Origin of the sequence: Pseudoalteromonas sp. SG45-1, assembly GCF_014164135.1 — a bacterium.
GTDB lineage: Bacteria > Pseudomonadota > Gammaproteobacteria > Enterobacterales > Alteromonadaceae > Pseudoalteromonas > Pseudoalteromonas distincta.
The window spans coordinates 25,640-38,364 of the sequence record NZ_JACJEP010000013.1 but is presented as its reverse complement, the minus strand read 5'-3'; the positions used below and the strand labels follow the sequence as shown (position 1 = coordinate 38,364).

Sequence of the window (12,725 nt, the reverse complement as noted above, 5' to 3'; positions counted from 1 at the left end):
TAATAAGTTTTAATTAGCCGCGTCCAGATTGCTTTTCTTTGATTTCTGCAAGTGTTTTACAGTCTACGCATAAATCGGCAGTAGGACGTGCTTCTAAGCGACGTATGCCAATTTCGATGCCACAAGACTCACAAAAGCCAAAATCATCTTCTTTAATCAAATTAATTGTTTTTTCAATTTTTTTGATTAATTTACGTTCGCGGTCACGAGTACGAAGTTCTAAAGAGAATTCTTCTTCTTGTGCAGCGCGGTCAACTGGGTCAGGAAAGTTAGCAGCTTCGTCTTGCATGTGCGATTTAGTACGATCAACTTCGTTACGTAAATCGTTACGCCAAGTCTCTAAAATTGCTCTAAAATGAGCACGTTGTGCATCATTCATGTACTCTTCGCCTGGTTTTTCTTGGTATGGTTCTAAACCGGCTTGAGCCAATAAACCATGTTTCTTTTGGTCTGGCATAACTCTCTCCTAAATCCTTAATTTAATGCCTCAGCATTAGCCGGCGGTATAAATAACAGAATCTTATACCCTAGGCAAATTTATTTTTAATTAATCGAATTAGCTTCAACCATGCTTACTGAGTAAAAAAGTGTATTAATAGTTTATTTACACTTTTAATTAATTCACATATTCGCTTTCTAAAACTTGCCTTGTTATATGGGCAAAAGCTTTAAAAACAAGTTAATTTTAATAATTCACTTTTTACCACTTTCTATAATTGGAGTACTTTGTAAATTACGCTTAGTTCAATCCGTTGGTTTATTACACTATTCTATAAATGCTATTCTTTTATGAAGTAAGACTCCATTAGCTGAAATTTTGGCTTTGTATGCTAATACTTCAACACCGGCTATTATTGCTTGGTTTAATAACGTGGCGTATTTTTTATCAATATGCGCAGCTGCACTTACGGTATTTATTCCCTCATGCAAAACAGCGAACAGTAATACTGCTCGGTGGCCTTGTTCGATCATTTCTATTAGTTCGCGAATATGCTTTTGTCCACGCAGTGTTTGCGCATCAGGAAAGTAGCCTTGCCCGCTTTGTGGTGCATTTTCGCTTAATAATGTGACTGACTTAACTTCTACATAGCAATCGGGCTTATTTTCGTCTGTGAGTAAAAAGTCGATACGACTGTTTTCGCTGCCGTACTTCACTTCGCTTTGCAATTGACTGTAGTCGAGTAGTTCGCTTATCACATTATTGTTTATTGCTTCTTCTACTACTTTATTAGCCACCGCTGTATTTACACAAATAAGCTGCGATAAGTTATTTTGCGTAAGCTCTAATGAATGCGGGTATTTTCGTTTTGCGTTATCGCTCGTTGAATAAAAAGCAGTAAAGCCTGGCTCAGCGCATCCTGTCATTTTACCTGTATTTGCACAGTGAGCGGTAAATTCGCTGCCATCACTTAATTGTAAATCAGCTAAAAAGCGTTTGTAGCGCTTTAATAATATGGCTGGTTGCAGCGCTGGCGTGTACTTCATAATAACTTCCAAAGCGTAAACACTGCTCAGCAGTGTGATTTATGTTATTTATCTCAAGCTGTTGGGAACTTAAGCGCTCTATAGTAAACTCGGTGGCACATTTAAGTGCAAGGGAATTCTAACATGAGTGAAAAATTTGTTGTTCAACTAAGCGAACAAGCAGCAGCGAGTCATTGGGGCGATAATGCGTCATTGTCTTTTAACGAGCGCGGTGCAACTGTTCATTTATCTGAGCAAGACACATTAAAAAATGTTCAAAAAGCAGGCCGTACTATTGCAAGCCAAGGCGTTAAAAATGTTGAATTAGCAGGTGATACTTGGTGTACAGAAAGCCAGTGGGCTTTTTACCAAGGCTTTGTAACACCAAAATCATTAAACGGTGTTGAGTTTGTTGATAACGCACAATCAGATATTAAAGAACTTGCTCACTTAAAAACGTCAGCAATTTGGGCACGTGAAATGGTTAACGGTACTGCCGATGACATATACCCAGAAAGCCTAGCTGAAAAAGCAGCTGAGTTTATTCAATCATTAGCGCCTGAACATGTAAGTTACCAAATTATTAAAGGTGATGCGTTACTAGAACAACAGTGGATTGGTATTCATGCAGTTGGTCGCGGTAGTGTTCGCCCACCAGTATTGCTTGAGCTTGATTACAACCCAACAGGCGACGAAAATGCACCAGTAAGTGCTGCGCTTGTAGGTAAAGGTATTACGTTTGACTCAGGTGGTTACTCAATTAAATCAAGCGAAGGTATGCTTGGTATGAAGTGCGACATGGGCGGCGCTGCAACAGTAACAGCAGGTTTAGCATTGGCTATTAACCGTGGTATTGAAAAACGTATTAAGCTGTTTTTATGTTGTGCTGAGAACTTAATTTCGGGTCATGCATACAAATTAGGTGACATTCTTACTTACAAAAATGGCACAACAGTTGAAATTGTAAACACGGATGCTGAAGGTCGCTTAGTACTTGCTGATGGCTTAATGGCAGCAGGAGAGACTGGCGCTCCACTTATCATTGATGCAGCAACACTAACTGGAGCAGCGCTTGTTGCTGTTGGCCAAGAGTACAATGCATTATTTGCACTTGATAAAGAACTTGCACGTGAAGTTGAAAGTTTTGCATCTCAAGAAATGGAAGCTGCTTGGCCACTTCCTCTTGAAAAATGGCATCAACAAAACTGCCCATCTCCTTATGCTGATACGGCAAATAGCCGTGCACAAAAGGGTGGCGGTTACGGCGGTGCATCGAATGCTGCAGGCTTTTTATCACGCTTTGTGCCAAACGATGGCAAAGGCTGGGTGCACATAGATTTAGCGGCTGCTTTTAACATGGGCAGTACAAGCCAATGGGCAGCGGGCGCAACAACTCAAGGTATGCGTACGGTTGCTCGTACCCTACAAGAAAAAGCATAATATTTACTAAATTATGCTTTTTACACTAAAAATAGGCACCTTTGGGTGCCTATTTTTTAATTTACAGGCAAGCAATTTTATTTCATTTGCGGTAAAATCCGTCGCCAATACCTGTTTGAGTTTAATTTTTGCTTAACTCTAAGCTGCGCTCAAATCTTATATCCACCACTGGGGTTTCTAATTATGTCAGATAAGTGCTACATCACAGCTCAACAGCTGCTTGAAGATTCGTTCCGCGTAGCGGCACAAGTATACCAAGATGGCTTTCGTCCTGATTTTATTATTGGTATTTGGCGAGGTGGTGCACCGATCGGTATTGCTGTTCAAGAATATTACGATTATAAAGGCATTGAGACTGACCACATTGCAGTACGTACATCGTCTTATTACGGTATTGGTAAACAATCTAAAGAAATTAAAGTCCACGGTTTGCATTACATTGTTGAGAACGCAAATGCAGGCGACTCATTATTAATTGTTGATGATGTATTTGACTCTGGTCGTAGTATTGTTGCATTAAAAGAAAAGCTTTCAGAGCTTATGCGCTTAAACTTGCCACGTGATATTCGTATTGCATGTCCGTACTACAAGCCAAAAAACTCAAAAGTAGACACTGTTCCAGATTATTATATTCATGAGTCTGAAGAGTGGTTAGTGTTCCCGCATGAACTATCGGGTTTAACACCGGATGAAATTATTGCAGGTAAATCTGATCTTGTGAAAATTCATGACATTTTGCTAGAGAAGTAATCAGTAATTTGTATAAATAAAAAAAGGCCGTTAAGGCCTTTTTTTATGGGTAAATTTTAAATAACTTAAAGTTGAGCAAAGCTATCTACGTATTCACTTAGCTTTGGTATATCGACTGCTTGTAAGCCATCGTTACTTCTAAGTACCAAGCCTTTTTCGACAAGTTCTGTAACAACACGTCTGTAAGCTCGCTCAGTGGTAGCAAAGCGTTCGGCTTCAGCATTTACAGTTGGATAGGCTCTAAGTAGCGTAGGGTTGTTGTTCTCGGCCCTTAGTAAGCAATCTTTGGCTATGTTGTAGCTCAATGGTAGTAGTAGCTTATCTAAATTGATTTTTTGGTTTTCCTGAAATTTAGCCGCAATAGTTTGTGCGGTGTATAAACTCAGTTCTGGTTTTTCAAGCAGCAGAGCACGCCAATGTCTTAATTCAATAAGATTATAAGTTACATCGCTAAAGCACGTTACCGTATAAATACACGGATTATTATTTAGCGCTTCTATTTCACCAATAAGGGTGTTGTTACAATCCAATTGTCCTAACAGCAGGCGTCGTCCATTACCTACGTCGTAACTAAACGACACAGTGCCACTGCGTACAAGCACAAGCTTGCTTAAAGGCTGATCTTGATGGATCAGAACTTCTTTTTTTGATTGTTGATAGCTACTACCGGCAAAGGTTAAAAGCTGATCAACAAGGTAACTAGAAAAATGGTATTGAAACATCAATGTGCTCTTCGGACATTTGTCCTATTTATTACATCTTAATGACGTTAGCATTAAGACACTAAGAATTTACGCTAACTTGCTACTAATATTATTAGCTTTGCTAATAGTATTATTTTACCTTCATTTCCCGTGTAATGATTTAAGAATTTGCTGGTATTTTCCGGCAAACTTTTTCAGGTTTTTAAGCAAGTTAGCTTTTTTATTTTGTTGTAACTTTGCAATACTTATAAGTGCCATAAGTTAGCAGTACATGTAATGCTAACCTAAAGGCTAGGAGAGAACAATTGAGTTGGGAATATTTAGGCTATATTGCATCAGCTTTATTGGTTGCATCGTTAACAATGACAGATGTAGTAAAACTGCGTTGGTACAACATGTTTGGTTGTATTGTATTTACTGCATACGGTTTTGCCATTGGCGCAGTACCTGTTATTTTTACCAACGGCTTATTGTCGCTTGTAAATTTATACCACATTATAAAAATATATCGCCAACCTAAAGTTGAAGACGCTAAAAGCTAAAATAAGTTATCTGCACAAATAAGTTAATGATTTCAATTAAAATCAAAATTTCAGTTTTTGTGCATTCCGGCTTGAAGTGAATACAGATAATCTCATATCACTCTACATAACTTTCCTTTGAACCTTGCTGTAAGCTCTTACTTAAAAGATGATTACATTAGGTTTTAATACGCCGAACGTTAGCTAAATTCTGTTCGCGGATAACAAATATATAAATAAGCGCTTCTAAAAATTCCATTAAAAAATCCGATAGCAGTAAACTGCTATCGGATTTTTTATCTGTTATACCAACCTGCTTATATGTGGGTCTATTTAATGCTTCAAAGCGCTTAAATATTTATGTAGGTTGTGGTATTTACGCTTTTTCTAAATCTTCAACGTCACCTAAGCCAGCAGTTAGTTCTTCAAGTAATTGCTTTATTTCCTCAGAAGCTAAAATAAAGTCAGCATCAAGTTTTAAAGCCATATCTTCTTTAGGAATATCTGCGTTCTCTTCTTTTAGAGTTTCAGAGTAGCTTAAACGCTTGATAGAGCCATCGTTTTGCAGCATAAACTTGAGGCGTTCTTGCCAATCAAGTGCCAGTTTAGTTACGCGTTTACCACTTTCTAAGTGCGATTTAACCTCATCACATGCCAGATCATGGCCTTTTAGTTTTACTTGTGCACCGCTGTCGTCAGCTTCTTCAAGCTCAGCGTCAGAGCCAATAGCAAAGCCTTCTGGTGTACTAAAGTTAGTTAACCAATCAGTTAAGAATACATCTAGGTCGTAGTTAGCAAACGCAGGTACAACTGGGAGCGTTCCTAACGATTTACGAAGTAGTGCCAGTAGCTCTTCAGCTTTATTAAAGCTGCCACTATTTACAACCACCCAGCCATTTTCTTGGTCAATAAAGGCAAATTGTAAGCTCGACTTTTTAAATGCCTGGGGTAGAAGAGTATGAAGAATGTTTTCTTTTAATTCGTCTTTTTCTTTCTTTTTAACAGGGCGGTTTTCTTCGGCTTCTATCTGATCAATTTTCTCAGCAACTAGTTCGTTGATAACAGAAGCTGGGAGTACTTTTTCTTCACGTTTTGCGCAAACTAAAATACTTTTTTGAGAAAAATGCGATAGTGTTTCGCCATGCTTTCCAAACGCTTTCGTCCAACCAAATGTTGCAAGCTCTTGACCAGTACATGGGCGAAATAAATCTTGCTCTAATGCTTTATCAAAATCTTCTTGGGTGTATGAAACGTCTTGCTTAAAGCGGTAACAAATAAGGTTACTAAACCACATAGGGGAATTGATCCATTTGAAAAATTTGTCCAATCATAGCAATAAAAACAGCATCTCGAAATGACTGATTTGTTACTAGGGCGTGTTGAACTTTATGGATTGAAATTTGTTCAATCCAAGGAAGATTAAATCGCGGCGCTAGGTTTGTAACCTAGTGGGCTCGGTAACTGCTCCTGCGTTATTCTACTGGCTTACATCCATGTAAGAATAAGTAAAAACCGAGCAAAGCTTCCGCGTCCTGCTCACGCCCCTTACCTACATCCATGTAGGCAACAAAGAGTTAATCGTCCCTAGATCGAGCTCAAAGGGCAGCGCATGTTTGGTATTTATGCTGCGTTATCGCCTACTTATGGGGAATAACCACACTACATAGGCTCTGCCTTGCCTAAAAACAAAACATATTGCTGCAAATTCAACCACCAAAGAACAACACGCCCTAATAATTTAATGCATATACTTTTTTATTCATATTTATCAAAAATAGGCATTGGCTTAGCCATGTTCTTTGGAAATTGAATATAGTAACGCAGACCTTTACCAGGTTCACTCGTTGCATCAATAGATCCACTAAGAGTTTGTTTAACTAAATTAAACATTATATGGGTACCTAATCCGCTTCCGCCCTCATCGCGTTTAGTCGTAAAGAATGGGTCAAACAATTTTTTCAATTGCTCACTGGTAACTCCGTTACCGTCATCTTTGTAATCAATCGTTAAGTTAGTGTCATCTGCGCTTATTTTGATATCCATCACACCGTTGCTTTTACCTTCAAAGCCATGAATGAGTGAATTCATAATTAAGTTAGTAAAAATTTGGCTGATGGCGCCTGCAGGTAAATTTAAAACTAAGTCATCAGGGCATTCTAATTTTATTGTATGGGATGTCTTTTTTAGTTTTGGATGCAGTGAGCGTATTACTTCGTTAGTGTAATCTTTAAAGTTAATAGTTCTTACTGCTTCACTGGCCTGATCGACCGCTATTTGCTTAAAGCTAGCAATAAGCTCTGAGGCTCTATCTAAGTTAGTGGTTAACAAACTTGTACTTTGTTTTGCTTCGTTAATAAATTCTTCTAGTGCTTTTGGTGAAAGTGTTTTTTCACTATAAGCACTTTCGAGTTTATTTAAGCGTTCTTGCAAAAACGATATTGCCGTTACACCTATCCCAATAGGGGTGTTAATATCATGCGTAATACCCGCCACAAGTCCGCCTAGTGCTGCCATCTTCTCTGTGCCTAATAAACGTTCCTGTGCAAGGCTTAATTCTTCTATATAACGCTGAGATTCAGTTTGCTTTGAAATTAGCTCTTGCTCTGTGCTGCGTCGTAAATCTATTTCTTCAGTGAGCACAATTTTTTGCTTTTCAAGTTCGTATTTTTGCTGTTGTAATTCCATCATTGCTTGGCTTAAGTTTGATGTTTTACGGGCTACGTCTTGCTCAAGTTGTATGTTGTGATGATCGAGCTTTTCGTTACTAATAATAAGTTCTTTTTGGGTGTGCTCAAGCTCTTTTCTGTACTGAACCACTTTATCTATTAGTTTGTTAAACGACTGCTCCATTACTTTTAGTTCGTTATGCTCCTCTGTTTCTATTTCGATGTGTTGTCCTTCTAGCTCATCTAATTCTAGGTTTTCTAGTTGCTCAGTAAGCTCAGCTAAGGGATCTGTAAGAAGCTTTCTAAATGCCATTAAAAATAAAATGATTAAAAAGGTAGTTTTAATCATCGCATTACCAATCAAAAAGTAGATTGATACCATAATTCGGCTTAAAACAACTTCTCGGCTAGAGAACAAGGTAACGTCGCCCACTTGGGTAGCACGGCCAGAAAATTCAAAAATAAGTGGAAAGGTGTAACCAAACAGACCGGATTTCGCGTCTTCTAAAATAGCTTCTTCTTGTACTAACTGTTGGTTATATAGCTTATGTATGTCGAGCGAGCGCCCTAACTGTGAAATAATTTCGCCGCTGTCATCTCGAACAATAATCCCTTCAATCATGGGAATGGCGAGTAAACCTTCTGCTGTTGTAATTGTTTGCTTGGTATTAAGCTCCCAAATTGCACGTGTTAAGCTACGACTAAAGGTTTTTTGTAATGTACTTAATTCATCACGTATATAGTCTTTAGTATTGAGATATTCAGCAAGCACCTGTCCGCAAGTCACTACGAAGGTAAGCAAAAAATAAACGGATAAAACGCTTGTTAGCAGCTTCTTAGAAAGGCTTTTTTGTAACATGAGTGACTTGTTCATCCTTTGTTATTTTTGTAACGTTACTATTGTAATTTAAAAGTTAGTCAATAAACCTCTAAAAATAAATAAAAAAGTTAAAATTTAATAAGATAAATCTAATTAAGTAGGTATGTAGTATTAATGTAATTAAACTCAGCTATGAATTAGTAAATTTGTTAGACGTTAAGTTTTGTAAGTTTGATTAGAATTTAGTTTCGTTAATCATATTTAAATGAGTTAATTCTATATTTATCATTGCATTGAATTATTAATGCGCTAAGTATTTAGATGCGTGTTAAAGTGTCCTGAGTGCAAAGAAAGATGGTCTTTTAATAACTTTGATGGTTGTGTAGTAGTAAACATGATGAAATTTTCGATATTAGTCTGTGATGATTCTGCTGTTGCTCGTAAACAAGTCGTGCGGTGTTTAAATGAGTGTATAGACGCAGATATACAACAAGCTATAAATGGAGCAAACGCCCTCGATCTTTTAAGAGCACAAAACTTTGATTTACTGTGCCTAGACCTCACCATGCCAGAGGTTGATGGTATACAAGTACTTGAAACTATAAAAACAGAAAAAATAGAGTGCTTTGTGTTGGTTATTTCTGCTGATATACAGGAGAAAATGAAGCAACGAGTCGCCCAACTTGGCGCAATTGATTTTATTGATAAACCTATTAATAAATCAAGCTTGAATGAAATATTGCATAAATTTGGCATTCATTAGGTTTTTTCATGTTAAAAAAGGCTGTTTTATCTTTTAATTTAGGGTTGACAGCATAGCCTTTGTTAAGGCAGTCTTAACATATGAAAACAATTAATCGCGTACTGACCATTATTATTACAACCATCATTCTTACTGGATAGTGGCATAGGTCGGTGCAACAAATTTAAAGGCCTGTGTTCACTTAGAACACAGGCCTTTTTTCGTTTTATGGGATGAGGAACATAAACAATGCGAGTTTTAAAATTTGGTGGGTCTTCACTTGCCGATTATGCATGCTTACAACAGGTAGCTCAGTTAGTTAAAGCACAGTTAAAAGATGAAATGTTATTGGTGCTTTCTGCTCCAGGTGGAATGACCGATTCGCTAGTTGCACTTGCAAGTGCTGCAGAGCAAGGCTTAGATTTTTCGCAGCAATGGCAAGCATTAGCGAGTCGTTGTGAGGGCTTAAAAGCTGACGTTGAAAAAAGTGGCGTAGTCGTTACAAGCTGGCCAGACCTAAGGGAACTTAAAAATAAATTAGATGGCGTGTCGCTTATACAGTGTTGCCCTGATCAAGTTCGCGCATTTGTAATTAGCTTTGGAGAGCGCGTTAGCGTTTCTTTAATGCAGGCTTTATTGAGCTCACAAGATGCAAGGTACTTAGAAGCAACAAGCTGTATTGCTTCAACTGGTGGCTACATTGATGCAGAAGCTGATTTAGTGGCAAGTAAAGCTCGCTTTCAAGCTGTGCTTAAAGAAAACCCTGCAACTATTTATATTATGCCTGGTTTTACGGCGAGTAATGATAAAGGTGAGCTTACGACGCTTGGCCGTAATGGCTCAGATTACTCAGCAGCTATTGCTGCGGCATGTTTAGAAGCTGAGATTTGCCAAATTTGGACTGACGTTGATGGCGTATATAGCGCTGATCCTCGTTATATTAAAAAAGCCACTAAAGTAGATTTTTTATCTTATAAAGAGGCGATGGAGCTTTCTTACTTTGGTGCAAAAGTACTTCATCCAAAAACAATTTTACCGTGTGCTAAAGCAGGCGTGCCATGTGAAATTAAAAATACGCATAACCCAGACGCACAAGGCTCATTAATTGGTAACGATTATTCATCTGATGAGCCCGTAAAAGCGCTTTCTAGCTTACAAGACCTTGCAATGTTAACTGTTTCAGGCCCAGGCATGAAAGGTAAAGTAGGCATGGCATCTAAGGTATTTAACGCGCTTGCTCACGATAACGTATCAATTGTATTGATCACGCAATCATCATGTGAATTTAGTATTAGTTTTTGTGTGCACGAAACAGACCTAGCACTTGCACTCGATGCGCTACAAACTGCATTTGAGCTTGAATTACAAGCAGGGCTTATTGAGCCTGTACAAGTACAACGTAATTTAGCCATTGTTACTTTAGTGGGCGACAACATGCGCGCACACCGAGGCTTAGCGGCTAAGTTTTTTGCATCGCTTGCACAAGCGCAAGTAAATATTGTGGCAATTGCACAGGATTCTACAGAAAGTGCTATTTCTGCGGTAATTGATGGTGAGTTATGTAATGACGCTGTAAAAATATGCCATGAAAACTTTTTCACGCATGTGCCGTCAATTGATGTGTTTTTACTAGGTTGTGGCTTAGTAGGGCAAGAGCTTATTAATCAGCTTGAACGTCAGCAAGCTTGGCTTGAAAAGCGTAATATTAAACTTAACTTGTATGGTGTTGCTAACTCTCGTCAATTACACCTTGATAACGAAGGCATCGCTTTTAGTGATTGGCAGCAAAAATTGGCCTCATCTGAGCAAGCATTTGATTTAAAATTAGTAGAGCAATTTGTTAAGCAAAACCACTTAGTGAATCCGGTATTAGTAGATTGTACATCTTCAGATGCACTTGCTGCGCAGTATGTAGACTTTTTAAATGCAGGTTTTCATGTGGTTGCAGCTAATAAAAAAGCGACAACAAGCTCATACACGTATTACCAAGATTTAATAGCTGCTACGCAAAAGAATAATCGTAAATTTTTATACGAAACTAACGTTGGTGCAGGTTTACCAGTAATCGATAACTTGCAGTCATTATTTGGTGCCGGTGATGAGTTACTAGAGTTTAGCGGTATTTTATCAGGCTCACTTTCGTATATGTTTGGTGCACTTCAAGATGGTTTATCACTTTCTGAGGCAACTATTAAAGCTAAAGAAAGCGGTTTTACTGAGCCAGATCCTCGTGATGATTTATCGGGTACCGATGTAGCACGTAAGTTACTGATCATTGCTCGCGAAGCCGGTATGAAGTTGGAGCTAAGCGATATTGAAGTTGAGTCAGTATTACCACAAGGTTTTGCACAAGGTGATAGCGTTGATGAGTTTATGGCAAAACTACCAAGCCTAGATGCTGATTTTAATGACCGCATTCAAAGTGCTGCGAGCGAAGGAAAGGTACTTCGTTATGTAGGTACAATTAAAGAAGGTCACTGTAAAGTAGGTATTGAGGCTGTTGATGAAAAACATGCGCTTAATGTAATTCGCGATGGCGAAAACGCGCTTGCTATTTTAAGCCAATACTACCAGCCACGTCCGTTTGTAATTCGTGGTTATGGTGCCGGCTCTGAAGTAACAGCAGCGGGTGTATTTGCTGATATTTTAAAAACACTATCGCGCTAGGAGCTCGTTATGATTGAAGTATATGCTCCGGCGTCTATTGGTAATTTTGCAGTGGGTTTTGATGCACTTGGCGCAGCGCTTGCGCCAATTGATGGTAGTTTATTAGGCGATGTAGCCGTTGTAAGTGCAGCACCAAGTGACGAATTTATTTGCACTGGCGACTACGCTCACAAGTTACCAAGTGATGCGAATGAAAACTTAGCGTACCAGTGTTTAGTACATTTTAGAGCGCATGTTGCGCCTGATATGCCAAGCGTAAAGCTCGAGCTTAAAAAGAATTTACCAATTGGATCTGGACTTGGTTCTAGTGCATGCTCGGTCGTGGCTACCTTTGCTGCCCTTGATAAGTTTGCACAAACTAACTTAAGTCAGGTTGAGCTTATTGAGCTTATGGCTGACTTTGAAGCTGTAGTGAGCGGTGGTCGTCATTACGACAACATCACGCCATGCTATTTAGGTGGTTTGCAATTAACAGGTGATTTAATCCCTGATAAATCGATTGCACTGCCTGTTGATGAAAATTGGTACTACGTTGCTGCGTTCCCTGGTTTTTCACTCAACACTGCAAAAGCGCGCTCGGTTTTACCAAAAGAGTTGAGCATGCATGCAAGTGTTGAGTTTGCACAGCGTTTATCGGCATTTAGTAGCTTACTGTTGACTAATCGTTTTGACGATGCACTGAGCATAATGAAAGATGAAATAGCAGAACCTTACCGCGCACCGCTTATTAAAGGTTTTAGTGAAGCCAAAGCAAGCTTACCAGCGTTGGGCGCTGAAATAGTGAGTATTTCGGGCGCAGGACCTACCTTGTTTAGTGTATGTAAAACACTTGAAGCTGCACAGCAATGCGCGCAGTGGTTAGAGGCAAATTACATTAACGAGCAAGGCTTTTGCCACATTTGTAAATTAGATAACGACGGCACGCGTCAATTAACAGTTTTATAGGATAGG

At 38.8% G+C, this 12,725-nt stretch carries 11 protein-coding genes; 6 read left to right on the top strand and 5 right to left on the bottom strand.

The window, feature by feature from the left end:
* Nucleotides 1-13: 13 nt before the first annotated feature.
* Nucleotides 14-457, bottom strand: a complete 444-nt coding sequence (dksA, locus tag H5117_RS12255; RefSeq protein ID WP_002962671.1) for an RNA polymerase-binding protein DksA — start codon at nucleotides 455-457, stop codon at nucleotides 14-16.
* A gap of 308 nt (nucleotides 458-765) precedes the next feature.
* Nucleotides 766-1,485, bottom strand: coding sequence for a DNA/RNA nuclease SfsA (gene sfsA, locus H5117_RS12250; RefSeq protein WP_182733997.1), 720 nt, complete (start codon nucleotides 1,483-1,485; stop codon nucleotides 766-768).
* Between the two features lie 123 nt (nucleotides 1,486-1,608).
* Between sfsA and pepB the strand changes: the two genes are divergently transcribed.
* Together pepB and H5117_RS12240 are read left to right on the top strand one after the other, a co-directional pair.
* A complete protein-coding gene (gene pepB, locus H5117_RS12245) occupies nucleotides 1,609-2,904 on the top strand; it encodes an aminopeptidase PepB (protein WP_002962668.1) in 1,296 nt (431 codons plus the stop codon).
* 183 nt (nucleotides 2,905-3,087) lie between these two features.
* Entirely contained in the window at nucleotides 3,088-3,654 is a 567-nt protein-coding gene (locus H5117_RS12240) for a phosphoribosyltransferase (RefSeq protein ID WP_002962666.1), read from the top strand.
* A 65-nt stretch (nucleotides 3,655-3,719) separates the two neighbouring features.
* Here H5117_RS12240 and H5117_RS12235 read toward each other — a convergent pair whose 3' ends face one another.
* Nucleotides 3,720-4,376 (bottom strand): Crp/Fnr family transcriptional regulator, encoded by a 657-nt coding sequence (locus H5117_RS12235; RefSeq protein ID WP_002962665.1) that lies wholly within the window; start codon nucleotides 4,374-4,376, stop codon nucleotides 3,720-3,722.
* A gap of 287 nt (nucleotides 4,377-4,663) precedes the next feature.
* Here H5117_RS12235 and H5117_RS12230 point away from each other — a divergent pair, with 287 nt between their 5' ends.
* Complete coding sequence (locus tag H5117_RS12230) at nucleotides 4,664-4,900, top strand: YgjV family protein (RefSeq protein ID WP_024596297.1); 237 nt, start codon at nucleotides 4,664-4,666, stop codon at nucleotides 4,898-4,900.
* Nucleotides 4,901-5,255: 355 nt separating this feature from the next.
* On the opposite strand, the gene rdgC is transcribed toward H5117_RS12230, so the two are convergent.
* Nucleotides 5,256-6,173 carry a recombination-associated protein RdgC gene (gene rdgC / locus H5117_RS12225; RefSeq protein ID WP_002962662.1) on the bottom strand — a complete coding sequence of 306 codons (918 nt, stop codon included), beginning with the start codon at nucleotides 6,171-6,173 and terminating at the stop codon, nucleotides 5,256-5,258.
* A gap of 461 nt (nucleotides 6,174-6,634) precedes the next feature.
* Complete coding sequence (locus tag H5117_RS12220; protein ID WP_033021661.1) at nucleotides 6,635-8,404, bottom strand: sensor histidine kinase; 1,770 nt, start codon at nucleotides 8,402-8,404, stop codon at nucleotides 6,635-6,637.
* Between the two features lie 355 nt (nucleotides 8,405-8,759).
* On the opposite strand from H5117_RS12220, the gene H5117_RS12215 reads away from it, so the two are divergent.
* The 3 genes from H5117_RS12215 to thrB all read left to right on the top strand — a co-directional run bounded on the left by H5117_RS12215 (nucleotide 8,760) and on the right by thrB (nucleotide 12,719).
* Nucleotides 8,760-9,128: a response regulator gene (locus H5117_RS12215; protein WP_024596295.1), complete on the top strand. Its 369-nt coding sequence runs from the start codon at nucleotides 8,760-8,762 to the stop codon at nucleotides 9,126-9,128.
* 228 nt (nucleotides 9,129-9,356) lie between these two features.
* Nucleotides 9,357-11,774, top strand: coding sequence for a bifunctional aspartate kinase/homoserine dehydrogenase I (gene thrA, locus H5117_RS12210; RefSeq protein ID WP_182715566.1), 2,418 nt, complete (start codon nucleotides 9,357-9,359; stop codon nucleotides 11,772-11,774).
* A gap of 9 nt (nucleotides 11,775-11,783) precedes the next feature.
* A complete protein-coding gene (thrB, locus tag H5117_RS12205; protein WP_039490420.1) occupies nucleotides 11,784-12,719 on the top strand; it encodes a homoserine kinase in 936 nt (311 codons plus the stop codon).
* Nucleotides 12,720-12,725 lie beyond the last annotated feature (6 nt).

What these genes read in the sequence shown, in the direction of transcription:
- thrB (WP_039490420.1), top strand. Translation starts at nt 11,784, where the DNA reads ATGATTGAAGTATATGCTCCGGCGTCTATTGGTAATTTTGCAGTGGGT.
- H5117_RS12220 (WP_033021661.1), bottom strand. Translation starts at nt 8,404, where the DNA reads ATGTTACAAAAAAGCCTTTCTAAGAAGCTGCTAACAAGCGTTTTATCC.
- rdgC (WP_002962662.1), bottom strand. Translation starts at nt 6,173, where the DNA reads ATGTGGTTTAGTAACCTTATTTGTTACCGCTTTAAGCAAGACGTTTCA.
- pepB (WP_002962668.1), top strand. Translation starts at nt 1,609, where the DNA reads ATGAGTGAAAAATTTGTTGTTCAACTAAGCGAACAAGCAGCAGCGAGT.
- thrA (WP_182715566.1), top strand. Translation starts at nt 9,357, where the DNA reads ATGCGAGTTTTAAAATTTGGTGGGTCTTCACTTGCCGATTATGCATGC.
- dksA (WP_002962671.1), bottom strand. Translation starts at nt 457, where the DNA reads ATGCCAGACCAAAAGAAACATGGTTTATTGGCTCAAGCCGGTTTAGAA.
- H5117_RS12215 (WP_024596295.1), top strand. Translation starts at nt 8,760, where the DNA reads ATGATGAAATTTTCGATATTAGTCTGTGATGATTCTGCTGTTGCTCGT.
- H5117_RS12240 (WP_002962666.1), top strand. Translation starts at nt 3,088, where the DNA reads ATGTCAGATAAGTGCTACATCACAGCTCAACAGCTGCTTGAAGATTCG.
- H5117_RS12235 (WP_002962665.1), bottom strand. Translation starts at nt 4,376, where the DNA reads ATGTTTCAATACCATTTTTCTAGTTACCTTGTTGATCAGCTTTTAACC.
- sfsA (WP_182733997.1), bottom strand. Translation starts at nt 1,485, where the DNA reads ATGAAGTACACGCCAGCGCTGCAACCAGCCATATTATTAAAGCGCTAC.